General features: G+C 42.8%; 9 protein-coding genes. 6 read left to right on the top strand and 3 right to left on the bottom strand.

Annotation, left to right across the window (positions count from 1 at the left end):
* The first annotated feature begins 38 nt into the window (after window positions 1-38).
* From IGJ26_RS10635 to IGJ26_RS10625, 3 genes are read left to right on the top strand one after another with little or no spacing between them, the layout of a single operon-like run.
* On the top strand, window positions 39-1,487 hold the full coding sequence (locus tag IGJ26_RS10635) for a lipopolysaccharide biosynthesis protein (RefSeq protein WP_430599605.1): 1,449 nt from the start codon (window positions 39-41) through the stop codon (window positions 1,485-1,487).
* The gene (locus IGJ26_RS10630) at window positions 1,480-2,592 is read left to right on the top strand and encodes a DegT/DnrJ/EryC1/StrS family aminotransferase (protein WP_228085208.1); all 1,113 of its coding nucleotides are present in this window, start codon (window positions 1,480-1,482) and stop codon (window positions 2,590-2,592) included. The genes IGJ26_RS10635 and IGJ26_RS10630 overlap by 8 nt, the downstream gene beginning before the upstream one ends.
* Window positions 2,589-3,170 (top strand): acyltransferase, encoded by a 582-nt coding sequence (locus IGJ26_RS10625; protein ID WP_142971621.1) that lies wholly within the window; start codon window positions 2,589-2,591, stop codon window positions 3,168-3,170. Before IGJ26_RS10630 ends, IGJ26_RS10625 begins: the two co-directional genes overlap by 4 nt.
* 65 nt (window positions 3,171-3,235) lie before the next feature.
* Here IGJ26_RS10625 and IGJ26_RS10620 read toward each other — a convergent pair whose 3' ends face one another.
* Complete coding sequence (locus IGJ26_RS10620; protein ID WP_194199535.1) at window positions 3,236-3,850, bottom strand: helix-turn-helix domain-containing protein; 615 nt, start codon at window positions 3,848-3,850, stop codon at window positions 3,236-3,238.
* 635 nt (window positions 3,851-4,485) lie between these two features.
* Here IGJ26_RS10620 and IGJ26_RS10615 point away from each other — a divergent pair.
* On the top strand, window positions 4,486-7,617 hold the full coding sequence (locus IGJ26_RS10615; protein WP_194199536.1) for a MucBP domain-containing protein: 3,132 nt from the start codon (window positions 4,486-4,488) through the stop codon (window positions 7,615-7,617).
* Window positions 7,618-7,699: 82 nt separating this feature from the next.
* Here the strand turns inward: IGJ26_RS10615 and IGJ26_RS10610 are convergent, their stop codons facing one another.
* Entirely contained in the window at window positions 7,700-8,371 is a 672-nt protein-coding gene (locus tag IGJ26_RS10610; RefSeq protein WP_016613494.1) for a CPBP family intramembrane glutamic endopeptidase, read from the bottom strand.
* 234 nt (window positions 8,372-8,605) lie between these two features.
* Between IGJ26_RS10610 and IGJ26_RS10605 the strand changes: the two genes are divergently transcribed.
* Window positions 8,606-10,168: a polysaccharide deacetylase family protein gene (locus IGJ26_RS10605; RefSeq protein WP_194199537.1), complete on the top strand. Its 1,563-nt coding sequence runs from the start codon at window positions 8,606-8,608 to the stop codon at window positions 10,166-10,168.
* A 71-nt stretch (window positions 10,169-10,239) separates the two neighbouring features.
* Here IGJ26_RS10605 and IGJ26_RS10600 read toward each other — a convergent pair whose 3' ends face one another.
* Window positions 10,240-11,124, bottom strand: a complete 885-nt coding sequence (locus tag IGJ26_RS10600) for a helix-turn-helix domain-containing protein (RefSeq protein ID WP_144330535.1) — start codon at window positions 11,122-11,124, stop codon at window positions 10,240-10,242.
* 1,153 nt (window positions 11,125-12,277) lie between these two features.
* Between IGJ26_RS10600 and IGJ26_RS10595 the strand changes: the two genes are divergently transcribed.
* Complete coding sequence (locus IGJ26_RS10595; RefSeq protein WP_194199538.1) at window positions 12,278-21,652, top strand: Ig-like domain-containing protein; 9,375 nt, start codon at window positions 12,278-12,280, stop codon at window positions 21,650-21,652.
* The last annotated feature ends 84 nt before the right edge of the window (window positions 21,653-21,736 follow it).

Genomic DNA, 21,736 nt, shown 5'->3' with positions numbered 1-21,736 from the left:
GTATTTAAAACGATTAAAATCGGAAGGGATAAGTTTATGTGAATTCAATAGATATGGTGATTAAATCGTTAGTGTATAAATTCTTGGAACGGTTCGGAAGTTTTTTTATAACATTTGTCATTCAATTGGTTTTGGCAAGGTTACTTTCTCCTAAAGATTTTGGGATAGTAGCAATTTTAACTGTATTTATTAATATAGCCCAAGTTTTTGTTCAATCTGGCTTTAGCACATCTTTAATTCAGAAAAAAAATGTGACGGAAATAGATTATTCCTCAGTATTTTACATTAGTTTTTTTATATCAATAGTGTTGTATTTAATCTTATTTCTATCCGCGCCAACAATAGAAATTTTTTATAGCATGGAAAATCTATCTGACTATCTGAGAGTAGTATCTATAATAATTATTATTGGATCTTTTAATTCTGTTCAATTAGCAATTGTTTCACGAGAAATGAAATTTCATTTTTTATTGTACAGTACAATAATTTCTAATTTAATTTCAGGTTTGATAGGAATTTTTCTTGCATTAAGAGGTTATGGCATTTGGTCTTTAATATTCCAGCAGCTTATATCATCATTTTTAAACTGCATAACACTATCTTATAGAGTAAGATGGTTTCCTAAATTAATATTTTCATTTAGTAGTATAAAAGCCTTGTTTGCTTTTGGATGGAAAATATTACTTTCTTCATTTTTAGAAACAATTTATGTACAGCTACAAAGTTTAATTATAGGAAGACGTTTTTCAGCCAATATTTTAGGTTATTATAATAAAGGACAACAATTTCCACAAATAATCATAACTAATGTTAATGGTGCTATTCAAAGTGTTATGTTACCTACTTTATCAAAGATACAAGATGATAAAATAAAAATGAAGTCTGTAGTTAGAAGATCTGTCAAAACTAGTTCATTTCTTATTTTTCCTTTAATGACTTTTCTGGGGGTATTAGGTTCTCCAATTATAGCATTATTGTTAGGCAATCAATGGAGGGAAAGTGTCCCGTTCTTACAAGTTAGCTGTTTTATATTTTCGTTAATGCCTATACACACTGCGAATTTGCAAGCTTTGAATGCTATGGGAAGAAGTGATTTGTTTTTAAAGCTGGAAATTTTCAAAAAAATTATAGGAGTTATTATTTTGGTTGCCGCGATATTATTATTTTCTACACCAATGGCTATTGCTGTAGGAACGGCAATTAGCTCCGTAATATCACTAATTATAAATATTGCTCCTAGTAGGAAACTTTTAGATTACAACTATTCAGAGCAAATTAAGGATATACTTCCGTATATTTTTATTTCGTTTACTTGTGGTGTGGGATTATATATCTTCACATTTATGCCTCTTAACAATTTTTTGACAGTTTTTTTTGGTGGTATACTAGCTAGTGTTTCATATTTGATACTTTCTTATATTTTTAAACTAGACTCTTTTATGTATATACTCAATTATGTTATTAAAAGGAGAAGAAATAATGGATAATAAAATTTTTGTTACTAAATCTTCAATGCCATCTATGGAAGAATATTTTGAAGAAGTCAAAGATATTTGGGAAACTCATTGGTTGACTAATATGGGAGTAAAGCATCAAAAATTAGAAAGAGAACTACAAAGATATATGGAGTGTGAAGGTGTTTCATTATTTTCAAATGGTCATTTGGCTCTTGAATTAGGTATTCAAGCGCTTAATTTAAAGGGAGAAGTTATTACAACTCCTTATACTTTTGCATCAACTACTCACGCTATAGTTAGAAATGGACTAAAGCCAGTTTTTTGTGACATAAATGAAACGGATTTTACTATTAATACATCTAAATTGGAGAGTCTTATTACTGATAAAACATCAGCTATTCTTCCTGTACATGTATATGGGAATATATGTAATATAGAGGAGATTGATAGGATTTCTAAAAAATATGGATTAAAAGTAATATATGACGCTGCCCATGCTTTTTCAGAAAAATATAAAGGAGAATCAGTTGCAAATTTTGGAGACTTATCAATGTTTAGTTTCCATGCTACTAAAGTTTTCAACACAATTGAGGGTGGGGCTCTGACTTATAGTGAGAATGAGTTAGGATTAAACTTATCTCGCTTAAAAAATTTTGGTATTAGAAATGAAGAATTGGTTGATTTTGTTGGATCAAACGCAAAAATGAACGAATTTTCAGCGGCAATGGGACTTTGTAACTTAAAGCATATTAATGAAGAAATTGAAAAAAGAAAAAAAGTTTATCTTAAGTACCATACTTTACTTGATGAAATAGAAGGCTTGAATATATTTACAATTCAGAAAAATGTTGACTCTAACTATGCCTATTTTCCTATAATCATAAATGAAGAAATTTATGGCAGATCTAGAAATGAACTAAAAAGATTCTTGGAAGAAAACAATATTTTTGCAAGAAAGTATTTTTATCCAATAACTAGTGCTTTCGATTGTTACCACGATCAATTTGATCCGTTTGAAACACCAATTGCACTAAAATACAGTAAACGTGTTCTCACACTTCCTATGTATGCTGATTTGTCAGAGCAAGATGTAGAAAAAATTTGCACACTTATAAAACAATTCAGAAGGGGATGATTGTATTGCCATCAAGTTTTTATTCTAAAGAAGAATTAGAAAATCTAGGTTTTAAATTTGTTGGAAAGAACGTAAGTATTAGTAAAAAAAGCAGTTTTTATAATATTTCGAATATATCAGTAGGTGATAATGTTAGAATAGATGATTTTTGTATACTTAGTGGTAATATTAATATAGGATCATTTGTTCATATTGCTGCATACAGTTCAATCTTTTCTGGAGAAAAAGGAGTGTTTATAAAGGACTTTGTTAATATATCATCGAGAGTTTGTATCTATGGAAAAAGTGATGATTATTCTGGAGATAGCCTGACTAGTCCTCTTATTTCAGATGAGTATAAAAATCTTAAAGATAAGATCGTGATTCTTGAAAAATTTGTTATTATAGGAACCGGGAGTACTATATTACCCGGTTGTATTTTATCTGAAGGAAGTGCTGTTGGTGCTATGAGTTTAATTAATCACTCATTAGGAGAATATTCTATATGGGCAGGAATACCTGCCAAATTTATAAAAAAACGGAATCGTCAACTTCAATCATTAACTGAAAAATTCCTTAATGATCTTAATCCTAAATAATTAAGGTGCTGTTAAATAAAATATCATATATAAATATAATAATTTTATTAATATTTCCAATAAAACTAATTTATAAACTTCCGCCAATCAAACAAATAAATCACCCCAATTGCTTTAAACATCAAATAGACAAAATGACCATAATTATGGCCGATCAGATGTAACGCATCAGCGGAAGCTCCTTTATTCGACCAAAGAGTAAAACCTAATATAATGGCTAAGATCAGCAGACCTTTTCCTAATGCAAAGACAATTGTTTTTGCAGGGAGGGGTCTTTTTTTTGTGAGGAAAAAACCGAATAAAAGGACAAAGTTAACTAGTAACAAAAAATGTGCAGCAGCTGTCCATAGGGTCATTGTTCCTGTAGGTGTTAAGAAGTCGGTGAAAACGCAAGCGAAGACTGCAGTCAAATTGAGCAAGTATAGAGGAAGGCGGAAGGCTGGTTTCTTTTCTTCACGCTTTATTCCTGGTTCTTCTGCTAATTGTTCTGGTTTCAGCAGTGCCTCTAAATCGATTTGATAGAGATCACTTAATTTGATCAATGTATCGATGTCTGGGGTACTTCGATTGTTTTCCCAATTTGAGATCGTTTGTCTGGTAACAAATAATTTTTCGGAAACTTCTTGTTGGGTGAGTCCTAATTTCAAGCGACTCTCTTTTATTTTTTCAGCTATAGTCATTTCAATGCTCCTTCTGACATATCCTATCATAAAGCGGTTCAAAGAAACAATTGTAAAGCTCGATTTAACGAAGAAATGCACAAGTGTATTTCTTCGTTTTCAAAAAATGAAAATAAAATGAGTTTAGCTTAGAATTTCGCATTGGGTATTCACGGCAACTCGATTATTGTTAGTGATTTTTTCTTTTAAATAATACCTAATTCAATTATGCTGAGTTGGAAATTTGAAAAAATATCTCTTTTGAAGATTAGGAGGTATTTTTATATGAGTCATTTAAAAAAGAAAGTAAATCTTAGGTGAAAATAGTGTCCTGTTTTCGGAAAATGGAAATCGTTGATAAAACAATGATGCAAAGAAGTTTTGCGTTGATTTGCACTGGATTTGCTTGAAGGGAAGGGTACTTGAATTATAAAATTCTGAAGAGGTGATGTAGTTCAATGATAAATGAATCAGGTATACACAAGATAAAGGGCATTTCATGAGTCCGCATAAAAACTTCAGCTAGGAGTGGAGAATACTATAAATAAAAAAATGTTTGTAAATTAAAATTTAATAAATTATAATGATTTTCAGGCGTGAAAAAAGCTTGAATAAAAAAGTATAAATTTTGAAAAAGAAGGTTAAGGTGAAAGTTTGTGAAAAAGAAATTTAAACATATTATGTCTTTAATAATCCTATTAAGTGCTGCGGTGGTAACGCCAGCATTTCAGGTAATGGCGGAAAGCGAAGGTTTTTCAGATTCCCAACAGTTGGAGCAAGACGAAAAGATAGCTACACCATCTAATGATACAAATGATTCAACGGAAGCAGATAATGCTGCGATGACATCAATGACCTCATCGAGTGTGGATGCTAAAAACGAGCAAACGCAAGTCAACAGTGATAATGAAAAAAATATTTCTGAATCAGATATTAAAGAAGATTCTGCTGTAAGCACTGTAGATAAGGTCCCCTCATCTGTTAATGCTTCAGCTGCAAGAGTTGTCAATGGGCAACTGACGGTTCAAGTGTTAGATGGTAATTCAAACCAACCGATCCAAGGAGCTTATTTCACATTGACCTCCTCGACATCTGGTGAAGTGACATTGTTAGTCACGGACAGTTCAGGAAAGGTTATAATTCAACTTCCTTCAGGTGGCTATTTTATTAAGCAAGTTGGTACCACGAATCAAAGACAAAACTATGCATTCACGTCGGTTGGAAATTCCATCACCTTGCAGCCTGGGGAAACGAAAACACTTGAACTCTACGAGCGTTTAATTACGGGTGAGTATGCTTTTGGAAGCAGTCCCGATACGATTCATATTCCTGTAAACAGTACGTTTGATTTCTCAACCAAAGCATTAGGCATTGAGGCGTTTAAACTAAATTTTAGCGGCAATATAGAAAAAAGCATTTCTGACTCGCAAATCTATCCTTACTACACCAATGTTGACCCAAGCAACCCAGGTTCCTATGTAGCAATTTTTATGGCTCGACAAGCCTCCTATAGCGTGAATACCACACATGTGGTCAATGTCATTGTCGATCCGGAGCAAATTGGAGAGGTAAATGTCCGATACCTTGATGGTCAAGGGCAAGAAATCCATGAGATGCAGACCTTGACCGGTACCATTGGTGAACCATATGATGTCAGCAACGAAGAATATAAGTTAACAATTGATGGCTACACGTTAGATGAAACTAAGTTACCAGAAAACAGTAAAGGTATCTTGGGAGAAACAGCACAGACGGTCACCTATGTGTATACAAAAAATCCCGTACCAGCAGCGGATGTAACGGTCGAGTACGTAAATACAGAAGGTAAAGAAGTTCATCCTTCTCAAACGATCAGTGGAAATGTAGGGGACCCATACGATGCTAGCACAGAACAATATCAATTAAAAATCGAAGGCTACACTTTAGACGAAACTAAACTACCAGAAAATGGTATCGGTGTATTTGGCGAAACGGTGCAAACAGTCACTTATATCTACACAAAAAATGCCGTACCAGCTGCGGATATCACGGTCGAATATATAGATACCGAAGGCAACGAAATCCACGCTTCTCAGACGATTAGCGGTAATGTGGGCAATCCATACGATGCCAGTACAGAGAACTATCAATTAACGATCGACGGCTATACACTGGATGAAAGCCAACTGCCAGAAAATACCACAGGAGTGTTTGGAGAAACGGTGCAAACAGTCACTTATGTGTATACAAAAAATCCCGTACCAGCAGCAGATGTAACGATTGAGTATGTGGATAAAGAAGGCAATGAAATACACGCTAGCCAAACGATTAGCGGTAATGTAGGTGAATCATATGATGCCAGCGTAGAAAAATATCAATTAAAAATCGAAGGCTACACTTTAGACGAAACTAAGCTACCAGAAAATGGTATCGGTGTATTCAGCGAAACGGTCCAAACTGTTACCTACATTTACATAAAAAATCCGATGCCAGCAGCGGATATAACAGTAAAATACGTTGATACAGAGGGCAATGAAATTCATGACTCCCAAACGATTAGCGGAAGTATAGGTGATTCATACGATGCCAGCACACATCAATATAAAGTAACGATCGAAGGCTATACTCTAGATGAAACCCAGTTGCCAGAAAATAGTAAAGGTATTTTTAGCGAAACCGCGGAAACAGTTGCGTATATCTATATAAAAAATCCGGTACCAGCAGCTGATGTCACAGTGGAGTACGTGGATACAGAAGGCAAAGAAATTCACTCCTCTCAAGCGATCAGTGGAAATGTAGGCGACCCATACGATGCTAGTACAGAAAAATATCAACTAATAATCGACGGATACACCTTAGATCAAAGTCAATTACCAGAAAACAATAAGGGGGTGTTTGAAGAAACAGCACAAACAGTCACCTATATCTACACGAAAAATCCGTTATCAGCAGCTGATGTCACAGTGGAGTACGTGGATACAGAAGGCAAAGAAATTCATCCTTCACAAACGATCAGTGGAAACGTAGGCGAATCTTACGATGCTAGCACAGAAAAATACCAAGTAACAATCGAAGGCTACACCTTAGATCAAAGTCAATTACCAGAAAACAATAAGGGTGTGTTTGGAGAAACGGCACAAACAGTCACCTATATCTACACGAAAAATCCGGTACCCGCAGCTGATGTCACAGTGGAGTACGTGGATACAGAAGGCAAAGAAGTTCATCCTTCACAAACGATCAGTGGGAACGTAGGCCACTCTTACGATGCTAGTACAGAAAAATACCAAGTAACAATCGAAGGCTACACCTTAGATCAAAGCCAATTACCAGAAAATAGTAAAGGTTTGTTTAGCGAAACAGCACAAACAGTCACCTACATCTACAAAAAAAATCCGATACCAGCAGCGGATATAACGGTCGGGTATGTGGACACCGAAGGCAAAGAAATTCACCCGCCTCAAATCATAACTGGAAACGTAGGCGACTCTTATGATGCCAGCACAGAAAAATATCAACTAACAATCGAAGGCTACACGTTAGACGGAAGTCAGCTGCCGCAAAATGCCAAAGGCACATTCGGTAAGCAGGAGGCAACTGTGACGTATGTTTATACAAAAGAAAACGTAGCAACAGTGGATAGTTCTGATAAAAAAGAAAAAGACCCAACAGCGACTGTTACTTCGAAAAAAAGCAATTCTGCGCAAAGATTGCCGCAAACCGATGAGCAGGGGACGTTGTTCCCATTTGTATTTGGTTTGTGCTTCGTCGCCACAGCAAGCTGGCTTTATTTCAGAAAGCAAAAATAGCGATCAAGTAAGTCATTGGGGAAAGGCGTTACTGACTATCAAAAAAGGACAGCTACGATTCAGCTGTCCTTTTTTTGATTATTTAACGAAAGAATGAAATAAAACCGAGTCCATCATAAAGAAAATGACAGATCCAGCTGACCCAAACACTATTGGATTTTTTCCAGACGTAGTTGAGTGCCAATCTTGCGGGCATCAAGGTGATCAATAATTGTGCTGGATGAAAACCGTACGCTGGGATATGCCACAAAGCGAACAGCACACTGCAAATGATGGAAGACCAGAGGAAAGAGAATCCTTTTTTCTGTAAAGCTAACAAGAGATTGGTACTAAGCAACTCTTCTCCCATCAACATGAAGGGTACTTGTAAAAAGACCATTTGGACAGTGATGGTTTCGCCGATCGAGTTAGTTGTTGGTTGTCCAAAAATAGCGGCATAAATAAAGGAAAAGAACACGCCAGTCAAAATGACGAAAGGCACACCCCATAATAAAACGATGAAACGAAAATGCTTGAATTGTTCCAAAAAGGTCCTTCGTAAGAGAAAGTACCCTGCACCAAATGCCAAAATCACATTCCATACAGTACCAATGATGGATAAAACGGAATCGCTTAGGGGTGTATAGGGAAGCATTTGATAGGTTAAACCGATGACTAATGTAAGAATAAATAAATACGTTGCTGACTTGTGTTTCATTTTGAACACATCCTTTAAAGTAATTGCCACACGCTGAATTATAAACAGAAAAAACATCAAAGTACAAAAAGATATCTCTCATTATTTTTAAACGAAAATAAAACGGAGTGAATACGATATCATGGCTGATAGGCTTGCTTTTATTAGTATCAGAATAAAAGATTTCTTAGAACAATTCTCAAAAATGGTGAACAAAAAGAGAAGTTTATAAGAATCTCTGTAACACTGTTGAAATATTATTACGCTTATGTTACATTTTGTTTACGTTATTATGTTTTAGGGAGAATGTTTATGAAGAAATCAAGCAATTATTCAAATAATTCACAACATAAAGAAGCGATGTCTGAAAAACAAGCACCTTTTTCAAGGGTCGAATCACATCAAAAGCAAACAACGGGAACGGCAAAACGCACGCAAACCACCAATCGTCAAGTTTCTAAAAAGAAGCCAACCCATCGTAAGTATCTCTTTTCATTGATGACGCTTCTGACAATTGTCATTATCGCCACTGGCGGCTATATCGCCTTTACGTTGAAGCAGCAAGAAGCCTTGGCACGGGAAAAATATGAGGCTGCTGCTGAAAAGTTATTGGCATCGATCCAAGAAGAACAAGTTAAAGAGGGAATCCCAGCAAAACTCGAAACATTGTCTAATGGAGACAAGAAAGAATTGATTTTCCGACCAAAAGAAGAAAGTACGATTCCTGTCAAAGATGCAAGCAAGAAATTGTCGACCATGGCGAACAAATTATGCAAAAAACACACCGACAAAGAGACAGTCACTGTTGCTCGGATTGAAGCACAAGCGGTCGCATCGAAAGTGTCAACCTATTCTTTAAAAGCGGACAGCTATGTTTGGAACCGGGAAACTGGTCGCTTTGAAGATGCGGATAGCGTGGTTGCCGATCCAATTTTTATTTCCGAGAAAACCGGCAATGAATTATCCTTGAAAGACTTGGTTCCAGACGAGGGCAGCTTGCTAGGGATCCAGCAAGTCATTCAGCAAAAGATTTTAGACCAAGCCAAGGAACCTGATAAAGTCATTGATGCGGTCTTGGCGATGGATCGAATCACCTATGAGTCGAAATTTACGTATGATCCTGAAAAATTAACGATCCAGTTGCCCCAAAATCAAACTGGCGTATCTGAGATCACGTTGGCGTACAAAGAGATTGCACCGTTTATTGATCCGGAACTTGTTAATGCGGATCAATTGAAAGAGCAACAATCGACATTGGACCAAAACAAAAAATATGTTGCACTGACTTTCGATGATGGCCCTAACGACACAACCACATTAGATCTTTTGAAGATTTTAAAGGACAACGATGTCAAAGCAACGTTTTTTGAATTAGGACAAATGGTGGATCGATATCCTGAAGTATCGAAAAAAGTCCATGAGGAAGGGCATGAAATTGCCAGTCACTCCTATTCACATCCGCAATTAAATACGTTGTCGCCGGAGGATGTCAAAGCTGAAATAACTAAGACCGACAAAGCAATCTATCAGGCAACAGGAGTCTTACCTAAGAATTTGCGCCCGCCGTATGGGGCGATCGATCAACAGAGCGCCCAAGCGGCAGGAAAATCGATCATTCAATGGAGTGTTGATACCGAGGATTGGAAGCTAAAAGATCCGAACAAAATTTTGAAGGTCGTACAAAATAATGTCTACGATGGTTCAATAATTCTGCTCCATGATATTCATCCGAAATCCGTTCAAGCCGTACCTGGTATTATTCAAACGCTGAAAGCGCAAGGCTATGAATTTGTGACGGTGGATCAATTGCTCAATGGCAACCAAAAACCAATGTATCAATACTTTGGAGCGACAGACGAACGTAGTGTTAGCTAATAGCTGAAAAAGGAAGTGATGGCAATCATCACTTCCTTTTTTTATTAACGAACGCTGCAGTTGCCGCTTTATCACTCGGAGGAGGCAAATGCTCGGAGATAATCTTCATCCAATAGCAAAGCAAAATCATCGGCAAGGGCTTCTTGATCCAGTTCTCGCATAATAGCCAACATCTTTTGCGTGATCGTTTCACCAGCTTTTTGATCGCCAGTTCTTATGAGCAACACGCCTTGGAAAAACTTGCAGACGGTTTGGTGGAAAAATTCTTTGTAATCTGTCGCTAAAAGTTTCAATTGGACAACGAGAACTTCCGTCGCATCGTACTGCTGGTGTTTTAGCGTATATTCAATCAAATTGATCAGCAAGGCGCAGTAGATTTCACGACCTTTTTCCATATCGATGTAGTACTCGAGCATCTTGGATACTTTTTTGAAAAAGAGGAAATTATGGTCGTTGTCCAGAAGATCGATGGTGTTGCCAAATAGTTGGATTTCTTGTAACGTCCAGCTCTCAACATCAATGAGGTAAGAAGTGATCGTTTGGCGATCGCATTCTAAAACAGCACTTTGTCGATAGACCCCATGTTTTGCCAAGCATTGTAGCATGCGAATTCGCGAGCGAACCTCTGCAATACGGATATTGTTCAGTCTACTAGTGGTTTGTTGTAGTTCCTGTAACAGCTTTTGTAAATTTGGCAGATCGTGTTTGTTTGAATATTGATTATACCGATGATTATAGCTGTTTTGCTCATCCAGGCGATAGCCATTCGCGATATAGAGAAATTCATCGATATCCATTGAGAGATTTTCTAAAATTTGCAACAGCAGGTTGGCAGCAATTTGATGCTTGCCTTTTTCGAACTCGATGGCATAAGACTTTGAAATAATCGTGCCATAGACTTCTTTTTGGGTGAAGCCTTTTTTCAATCGGATTTGTCTGATCGTTTCGCCATACATAAGAAAGCCTCCGCTCTCGTTGAATTAATGAGATCTTGTATCCCCATTATAGTAAAGTAAAGCCAATAGAGGAATCTAAAAGGTCTTTTATTTCAGACTTTCCTTGATTTGGTGGAAGAAATCGTTCAGTAATCTTTGTGATAGAGGATCCTCAGAGGGGGATCATAGAAAAGCGTGAGAACATTCGGTTCTCACGCTTTTTTTAGACAAAACTGAGGCAGATCAATAGAAAAATCATTACTAGCCAATGCATCGTTTGTTGCTCCTTAAGTCGTATTAGAAGAAGCCAATTGGGTAGCGGTGTTTCCTTCTTACCAACAAGTATAACCGCTTCGAGTAGAATGAACGTTTACGTCCGAAATGTAGGACCAAATAACTAGGTGAGGATGAAAAGCAGCGAAGAGCAACTGAAGAAATAATCGTTCATAATAGTGCAACGTTGATTTTGATAGAATAGTTTCATTCTTTTTTCACAGAACTTTCTGCGAGCGTTTCGATTCCTTTTTTTCGTTAGCAAGAGTTATTTTAGGTGATATCGTGAAAAAACGGCTAAATTATTTTTGTTTTTTTATTTGCGGAGGTAAAAAACGAGGTTAAAATCATGAAAAAACACAATCATCATTTTTCTCTATCTAGATGTATAAACATGCAATTGAAATCGTATTCATTATATTGATTAAACATAAAAAAAAGAAAGGTTAACTGACGAAAAAAGGCAATAATTTATCATTATACATTTGTTTATAAGATAAATATAAATAATTTCTGCTTGTTTATAAAATAAACCTTTTGTGTTTTGAAAGGTGAAATTCAGTGTTTTTTTAATTATTTATCGTGTTTATAATTTGTTGGAAAGAAATAAATTTGCTAGAATTTTGGTACACAGTGTGTTCGTTTAGTTATTTTATTTTTTAGTTTCACAAGAGTGAGCTAATGTGCTTCTAAACTATTTGAACAAAAATCACTGGGTTTTTCAGAAAGCATGCGAAAAAATCTTCGCTTTGCGATCGGTTACTTTTTGTTTTCTCTCTATGCCTTTAGGTGTTGGGTTGAAATAGATTTTCATCTGGTTTTAAAGGGGGAAAGAAGGATTCCAGAGATCATCAGTTTTATCTTTTGTCGGTTAAATTTTTTTCGAACAGGAGGAGAATGAATGAAAGGCATTAATTATAAAAAGCTCATGGATTCAAAGAAAAACACACGCGTTCGAACAAAGAAAAATATTATTGCGAATTTAACTGTCAGTGGAATGTTGTTGACAAGTACGGTGGTCGTGCCAGCAAGTTTGTTATGGGCACCAACGACGGTTGAAGCTGCTTTGGTTTCAGCTGAACTTTTCTCAGATATCACAGCGTCTAATAACTCAGGCACGAGTGCGTCTGCACCTTATGCAACTCCTGGTGCAACGAACCAAGTCAATTTCTCGATTTCTGGATCGAATGCAGTAACGGTTGATGTCTTGAATGGGGATAAAGTCGCGGTTGTTGGGGTTCCTCAAGGCCTTACTGGTTTGGTTCAACCGGCAGGGAATGCATCGATTTCCACCAATGTGATACTCCAACTGGGGAATTTCCCAGCCTTGCAAACACTGATCGGTACAGTCACACCAGCAGTCAATACCTTGATCAGCACGGTGGATGGAATCGTCAATCAAAATTTAGCTGATGCACTTGATATTCCGCCAACAATCGTTGGCGGCTTGCCAAATCCGTTGTATACGGCGGCTTCAATCGTGGATGTTAGCCAAGTGATATCCGTCAACTTAGATGAAATCACTACCCAGTTAGACTTATTAAATCAACTTGGACAATTTGGCCAAGCGAATTTTGAAATTCCAGCTGGACTAACCGATAACGAACGTGCCCTGATTGCCAATGTGGATGATGGTTTATTTATCGTTATCAATCAACGCATCAATCAAATTCTCGATAATTTACAAGCAGCCCAGATTCAAGTCAGTATTTTGGATGGTGCAAGTGGGATTCCAGGCATCGGTACCTTGATCGGTCAAATCAATACGTTGGTACAAAGTACCGTTAATACAGCTAAAGCCACTTTAAACGCAACGGTTGAAACAGCACAAACAGTCTTCAATGCAACGACAGATTTAGCAGATCAAATCGCTTCTGCATCTGTTTTAGGTCAAACCAATGTGGTCATTCCAACGAATGTCACCAGTCCGACCTATGCACAATTGGTTGAAAACGGCGTGGCGAATCCATCTAATCCTTACGAAGCCCGCTTCGAAGGAACGATGTCTCAACTTGATTTGATCACCATTGATTTATTTACGGATGCTGACGGCAATAACTCGATTTGGTTTGCGCCAGATACACCAGAAGATCAAACCGATACACCAACAATCAATCCATTGACAGCAGGGGAAACGACGATCAGCGGAACAGCTGAGCCAGGCGCAGCCATCACATTGGCGATCAACGGCGGTGCACCTATTACAACAACCGCAGATGGTGACGGCAATTGGACGGCAGATGTCCCTGAATTGGTGGAAGGCGATACAGTCACAGCAGTAGCGGAAGCTGATGGGGAATCGGCGAGTGAGCCTGCAACGGCAACGGTAGCAGCACCAGTGGTTAATGCACCAACGGCTTCGATTACAGGAAATAGTACCGATGGGTACCCTGTGACGGGGACAGCCGCAGCAAATGCAGCCATTGAAATCACCAATGCCGAAGGTGAAGTCGTTGGCTCTGGTACGGCAAATGAGAACGGCAACTACAGTATCACGTTGAACCCAGCAGATGTAGCAGAAAATGAAAACTTGAATGTTGCCGCAATCGTCACTGCCGGTGGGCAAACTTACCGTAGTGGTAATACGCCAATCGTCGTTCCAGCAGACGATGCGGAGCAACAAACGGGAACACCAACGATTCAACCGGTGACTGCCGGGGATACAAGCGTCAGCGGAACTGCTGAGCCTGGTGCCTCGATTACTGTGACCGTCAACGGTGCAGATCCGATCGTGACGGAAGCCGATGAAGAGGGCAATTGGCGTGTTGATGTGGACGAAGTGTCAGAGGGCGATACGGTTTCAGCTATCGCCGAACTAGCAGGACAAACGCCAAGCCAACCGGCTAGCACCACCGTGTCCGCCTTAACAGTCAACGCACCAACGGCTTCGATCACAGGAAATAGTCAAGAGGGCTATCCAGTGACTGGAACCGCAGCACCAAATGCGGCCATTGAGATCACCAATGCGGATGGCGAAATTGTCGGAACAGGTACCGCCAATGAGAATGGTATTTATACAGTCACGTTAGATCCAGCGGATGTTGACGCGGAAGAAACCCTGAATGTGACAGCGGTTGTGACCGCTGGCGGCGAAACCTATCGAAGTAACCCAACACCTGTTGTGGTGCCTGCAGATATCCTGCAGACGGAAACACCAACGATCGATCCAGTCAGTGCTGGAGATACGACCGTTAGTGGGACAGCGGAACCGGGGGCAACGGTAACGATCACGCTTCCTGAAGGCGATCCAATCACGGCTGAAGCCGATGATGAAGGCAACTGGGAAGCAACGGTTCCTGAATTATCAGAAGGCGATTCCGTGACCGTCGTAGCTGAGTCTGAAGGCAAAGATCCGAGTGCCCCAATCACCGTGAGTGTAAACGGTTTAACCGTGGCGGCACCAACGGCTACGATCACCGGAAATAGCACAGATGGGTATCCAGTAACGGGAACAGCGATTGCCAATGCAGCAATTGAAATTTTGAATGAAGCAGGAGAGGTCGTTGGTAGCGGAACAGCTGATGAGGATGGTAACTTCACGATCACCCTTGATCCTCAAGAGGTGACAGCTGGCGACAACTTACGAGTGGAAGCGATCGTGACGGCTGGTGGTGAAGATTATCGCAGTACAGGCACACCGCTTGTAGTTCCTGCAGATGATGAAGAAAATTTAACTGAAACACCAACAATCGACCCAGTAACAGCTGGGGATACGACCGTCAGCGGAACGGCTGAACCAGGGGCAACTGTGACGATTACGCTGCCTGAAGGCGATCCGATCACGGCAGAAGCCGATGACGAAGGCAATTGGGAAGCGACGGTACCAGAATTAACGGAAGGTGATACGGTAACAGTCGTTGCCGAAGTAGAAGGCAAAGAGCCAAGTGCACCGATTACCGTGACCGTTGATGGTGTGACTGTCAGTGCACCGAGCGCTTCCATCACAGGCAATAGTACGGATGGCTATCCGGTCAGTGGAACAACCACGCCGAATGCGGCCATTGAGATTTTGAATGAGGCAGGAGATGTCGTTGGTAGCACGACGGCGGATGACGCGGGTGCTTATACCGTGACCTTAGATCCAGCCGATGTGGCGCCAGAAGAAGCCTTGCAGGTGGTGGCAGTTGTGACAGCGGGCGGTCAAGACTACCGCAGTAATGCCACGCCAATCACGGTACCAGCAGACATTGAACAAACAGAGACACCAACGATCGATCCGGTCACAGCAGGTGATACCACGATTAGCGGAACGGCAGAACCAGGTTCGACGGTTACTGTTACGATCACCGGTCAAGAACCAGTAACGGCTGAAACGGATGACGAAGGAAACTGGCTTGCGGAAGTGCCAGCAGTCTCTGGTGGCGATACAGTCACAGTCGTTGCGGAAGCCGAAGGCAAAGAGCCAAGCGCGCCAGTCAGCGTTGGAGTCAATGGAGTCACCGTTGCAGCACCAACAGCGATCATCAGCGGCAATAGTACCGATGGCTATCCAATCACGGGGACTGCTCCAGCGAACGCAGCGATTGAAGTGTTGAATGAGTCAGGCGATGTGATCGGTACTGGGACAGCCGATGGGGATGGAAACTATACGGTAACCATCGCACCATCCGATGCAGCACCAGAAGAAACCTTGTCTGTCGTTGCGATTGTTACAGCAGGCGGAGATCAGTACCGCAGTCCTGCCACACCGGTGACGGTACCAGCAGATGAGCTTGAACAAACAGCATCACCAACCATTGACCCAATCAATGCCGGGGATACGACGATCAGTGGGACCGCAGAACCAGGCGCTACGGTGACGGTAACGATCCCAGGTGAAGAACCTGTTACTGGTGAAGCCGATGACGAGGGGAACTGGACAGTTGAAGTTCCTGAAGTTTCTGAAGGAGAAACCGTCACAGTGGTCGCACAAGCACCAGACAAAGACCCAAGTGCACCGATCAGTGTTGGAGTCAATGGGTTGACGATCGCTACACCAACCGCGACGATCAGCGGCAATAGTACCGCAGGTTATCCAGTAACGGGAACGGCACCAGCCAATGCAGCCATCGAAATCTTGAATGCCGATGACGAGGTCATAGGTACTGGCACCGCCAATGACGAAGGCCAATATACGATCACGTTAACGAGTAATGACGCGTCTCCAGCTGAAGCCTTACGGGTGGTGGCGGTAGTCACAGCCGGTGGTCAAGAGTACCGCAGTGCGGCTGCACCAATCACAGTACCTTTGGATCAAACTGCAGTCCCAACGATTGAATCGGTGACAGCCGGCGACACGACCATCAGTGGTACGGCTGAACCTGGTGCGACAGTCTCGGTCACGATTGGTGACGCAGAGCCAGTCACTGCCGAAGCGGATGACGAAGGCAATTGGACGGCAACTGTGCCCGAGGTTTCTCAAGGAGAAATTGTTTCTGTGGTAGCGACCCTTGATGGGGAAACACCAAGTGATGCAGCTACGGTCGTCGTAAATCCACTCACTGTGGCGACACCGACAGCAGCGATCAGCGGCAATAGTTCGGATGGGTATCCAGTAACCGGAACGGCCACGCCAAATGCAGCGATTGAGATCTTAAATGCAGCCGGTGAGGTTGTTGGTAGCGGTGAAGCAAATGAGGAAGGTGCTTACAGCATCACATTGAGCAGCGACGATGTTGATCCTTCAGAAGCACTTCAGGTGGTGGCAGTGGTAACAGCTGGCGGCGATGAGTACCGCAGTACGCCGCTCTCCATCGTGGTACCAGCAGACCAAACGACCACCCCAACGATCGATCCAGTGCAAGCAGGTGATACATCCGTCGGAGGAACTGCCGAACCTGGTTCAACGGTGACGGTAACGATTCCTGGAGAAGATCCAGTGACTGCCGAAACGGATGAGGAAGGCAATTGGACAGTCACCGTACCAGAACTTTCAGAAGGCGACACGGTCACAGTGGTTGCTGAAGCTGAAGGCAAAGACCCAAGTGCACCAATCAGTGTTGGTGTCGGTGCCTTGAACGTGGCTGCACCAACCGCAACGATCACGGGCAACAGTACTGACGGCTATCCAGTCACAGGAACAGCACCAGCCAACGCAACCATTGAAATCTTAAATGCTGCCAATGAAGTGGTAGGCAGTGGTACTGCCAATGGAGACGGTGAGTATACGATCACCTTGACAGAAGGTGTTTCACCAGCAGAAACCTTGCGAGTGGTGGCTATCGTATCAGCCGGCGGTCAAGACTATCGCAGTCCGGCAACTACTATCGTGGTGCCAGAAGATAACGCAGAAGACCAAACAGCGGCACCGACTGTCGCACCAGTGATTGCTGGGGCTACAACCGTTAGCGGAACGGCTGAACCTGGGGCAGATGTAACGGTTGAACTACCAAACGGCGATACTGTTACAGTGGCAGCGAATGACGAAGGTGAGTGGACGGCAACTGTGCCGACGGTTTCTCTGGATGATGTCTTGACAGTTACTGCCTTGGCAGACGGCAAAACAGAAAGTTTACCAGTAACAGTGACGGTGCAAGGGCTGATCGTGGCAGCACCAACGGCAACGATTTCTGGCAATAGTGCAGATGGCTATCCAGTAACTGGTACAGCACCAGCTAATGCGTCAATCGAAATCTTAAATGCTGATGATCAAGTGATTGGCACAGGGACGGCCAATGAGAATGGTGTTTACACCGTTACCTTGACCAGTGAAGAGGCATCAGCAGGAGAAACGGTCCGTGTCATTGCCATCGTTTCAGCAGGTGGGGATGACTTCCGTAGTCAACCAACGGCTGTCGTGGTACCTGCGGATCAAACGGCGACACCAACGATCAATCCAGCAGTTGCCGGCGCAACAGAAATCAGCGGGACAGCCGAACCAGGAGCAATAGTCAACGTGACGGTCGGTGAGCAAGACCCAATCTCAGCCGAAGTTGACGAAGAGGGCAATTGGCAAGTTGATGTGCCAGAGCTTTCCGAAGGGACGACTGTTACGGCAGTAGCAGAAGTAGAAAATGAAACACCAAGTACACCAGCAACGATCACAGTCGGTGCATTAACGGTGGCGGCTCCTAGTGCGTCCATCAGTGGCAATGCAGCCGAAGGTTATCCAGTGACCGGAACAGGACCAGTGAATGCGACCATCGAAATCTTGAACGAAGCTGGCGAGACAGTTGGAACGGGTACGACCAATGATGCAGGGCTTTACACGATCGATTTGACCAGTGAAAATGTCTCTCCTGAAGAAAACTTGACGGTAGTTGCGGTGGTCACAGCTGGTGGTACAGATTATCGTAGTCCAGCGACACCAATCATGGTGCCAGCTGAACCGGGTGAAAATCAAACAACGGCACCAACGGTTGATCCAATCAAAGCAGGCGATGAAACAGTTAGCGGAACGGCAGAACCAGGCTCAACTGTGACTGTGACACTACCTGACGGCACAGAAGAAACCGCCGAAACAGATGATGAGGGCAACTGGAGTGTCGATGTGCCTGAATTGTCTGAAGGGGATACCATCACAGTCGTCGCAGACAGTGACGGCAAAGACCCAAGTGATCCAATCACTGTCATCGTTGAAGGAGTGACTGTCGCAGCACCAACAGCTTCCATCAGCGGCAACAGCACGGATGGCTACCCAGTGACTGGTACAGCACCAGCCAATGCAGCGATCGAGATCTTGAACGCAGACAATGAAGTCGTTGGAACAGGCACTGCCGATGGAGACGGCAACTATACAGTGGACTTAACTGCTGAAACTGTCAATCCAGAAGAAACCTTAAATGTCGTTGCCATCGTAACAGCTGGTGGGAAAGAGTATCGCAGTAATCCAACAGCGGTCATCGTACCAGCAGATACGGTAGTGGATCAGACAGCTGCACCAACGATTAATCCAATCACGGCAGGAGATACCAGCATCAGTGGGACCGCAGAACCAGGTTCAACCGTGACGATCACTGTACCAGATGCGGAACCAATCACGGCTGAAACGGATGACGAAGGCAATTGGACAGCAGAAGTACCAGAAGTTTCTGAAGGCGATGCAGTCACTGTTGTGGCTCAATCACCTGACAAAGAGCCAAGCGCTCCAGTAACAGTTGGTGTGGGGGCGTTGACGGTCACTGCTCCTAGTGCAACCATCACAGGCAATAGCACGGATGGCTATCCAGTAAGTGGAACGGCACCAGCCAATGCCACCATACAAATCTTGAATAGCGATGGACAAATCGTCGGTTCAGGAACCGCAGACGCGGAAGGAAACTACAGTATCACTCTTGAACCAACAGCTGTTGCACCAGCGGAAAGCCTAACAGTCGTCGCAGTTCTGACAGCTGGCGGCAAAGAATACCGCAGTAATGCGACACCAATCGTGGTACCTTTGGATCAAGAAGAGCAACAAACTGCAACACCAACGATCGATCCAGTCAAAGCTGGCGATACGACGATCAGCGGGACTGCCGAACCAGGTTCGACGGTGACGGTAACGATTGGTGAAAATGAACCGATCACAACTGAAACGGACGAAGAGGGCAATTGGACAGTCGAGGTACCTGAAGTTGCGGAGGGTGATACCGTCACTGTTGTGGCACAATCCCCTGAAAAAGACCCTAGTGCACCAATCACAGTGAGTGTGGATGGCATCACGGTTTCAGCACCGACCGCTTCCATCACTGGCAATCCAGAGGATGGTTATCCAGTGACGGGGATGGCAGCACCAAATGCGGCGATTGAAATCGTGAATGAAGCGGGGGATGTCGTTGGATCAGGCAATACCGATGAAAATGGCAACTACACCATCACGCTCTCTGGTGAAGATGTTTCTCCTGAAGAATCATTGAACGTCGTTGCGATCATTACAGCCGGTGGCAAAGACTACCGAAGTAATGCGACACCAATCGTCGTGCCCGTTGAGAATACGATCGATCAAACCGCCACACCAATCATCGAACCAGTCACAGCTGGTGACACGACCATCACTGGTACTGCTGTACCGGGAGCGATGGTCACCGTGACGGTAACGGGAGAAGAAGCGGTTGAAACCGAAGCAGATGAAGCAGGAAATTGGTCAGTGGAAGTTGCAGAAGTTTCTCGAGATGAAATCGTAACAGCAGTGGCGCAAAGTGAAGGAGAAACCACCAGTGAACCAGCAACGACCGTTGTTAATGGCATCACGGTCAACGCACCTTCCGCGTCCATTACGGGTAATTCCCAAGAAGGCTATCCAGTAACCGGAAACGGGCCTGCCAATGCAGCAATCGAAATTCTTAATGAAGCGGGTGTTGTCGTAGGAACAGGCACGACCGATGAAAATGGTGACTATACGATCACATTGACTAGTGAGGATGTCGCACCAGAAGAAAACTTATCGGTTGTGGCGATCGTTACTGCTGGTGGGGATGACTACCGCAGTAATGCGACGCCAATCGTCGTACCTGTCGATGATGAAAATATCAAGACAGATACACCAACCATTGACCCAGTCACGGCTGGTGATACAACGATCAGCGGAACGAGTGAGCCGGGTGCTACGATCACCGTTACCATCAGTGATCCGTTAACAAGCAGATTCCTAACCATCTTTGCGGCTGAAAGACCGATCACAACGATCGCCGATCAAAATGGCGACTGGCGTGTTGAGTTATCCGCGGAAGCGACGGAAGGTGAAACCGTTACGGTTCTTGCCTTAGCCGAAGGCGAAACCTTAAGTGATCCGACGACGACCGTAGTCGGTGCCTTGACGGTTGACGCACCGGTTGCCACGATCACTGGCAATCCTACCGATGGCTATCCAGTCTTCGGGAATGGGTCAGCCAATGCGACGATCGAAATCTTGAATGAAGCGGGTGACGTTGTCGGAACTGGAACGACCAATGGGAATGGTGCCTTCAGCATCACATTAGACCCAGAGGATGTTTCACCAGAAGAAACCCTTAACGTTGTGGCTATCGTTACAGCAGGTGGCAGAGAATACCGCAGTGCAGCAACACCAATCGTGGTACCAACGGGTGACAATGGTACGGATGGTACCGACGGCACGGACGGTAGCAATGGCACGGACGGTACCAATGGAACGAATGGTACCGACGGAAGCAACGGCGCTTGGGGTAACTGGGGCAGTTGGGGGAACAACAACGGCAACGGTAGCAATAACAACCAAAGCTGGTGGGGAAGTAAGTACCTACCGAAAACGGGATCTGAAGGAACTTGGTATGCTTCACTGATTGGGGCAGCAGTCTTCGTTGTAGGAGGAATTGGTTTGTTCTTCAAAGCAAGAAAGAAAAAAGACCAACAAAAATAGCATGACTTTACCAGCGGAGTGGACATCCTCCGCTGGTATCTCTAGTGAACAATAGTTTTGAAGCAATGATCATCGTTTCGTAAA

This window comes from Enterococcus sp. AZ095a (genome assembly GCF_050546735.1).
Lineage (GTDB): Bacteria > Bacillota > Bacilli > Lactobacillales > Enterococcaceae > Enterococcus_D > Enterococcus_D entomosocium.
This window is presented reverse-complemented; position numbering and strand designations above follow the sequence as displayed.

Coding starts and splice junctions, on each gene's coding strand:
- IGJ26_RS10630 (WP_228085208.1), top strand. CDS start 1,480: ATGGATAATAAAATTTTTGTTACTAAATCTTCAATGCCATCTATGGAA.
- IGJ26_RS10625 (WP_142971621.1), top strand. CDS start 2,589: ATGATTGTATTGCCATCAAGTTTTTATTCTAAAGAAGAATTAGAAAAT.
- IGJ26_RS10620 (WP_194199535.1), bottom strand. CDS start 3,850: ATGACTATAGCTGAAAAAATAAAAGAGAGTCGCTTGAAATTAGGACTC.
- IGJ26_RS10610 (WP_016613494.1), bottom strand. CDS start 8,371: ATGTTTTTTCTGTTTATAATTCAGCGTGTGGCAATTACTTTAAAGGAT.
- IGJ26_RS10605 (WP_194199537.1), top strand. CDS start 8,606: ATGAAGAAATCAAGCAATTATTCAAATAATTCACAACATAAAGAAGCG.
- IGJ26_RS10600 (WP_144330535.1), bottom strand. CDS start 11,124: ATGTATGGCGAAACGATCAGACAAATCCGATTGAAAAAAGGCTTCACC.
- IGJ26_RS10595 (WP_194199538.1), top strand. CDS start 12,278: ATGAAAGGCATTAATTATAAAAAGCTCATGGATTCAAAGAAAAACACA.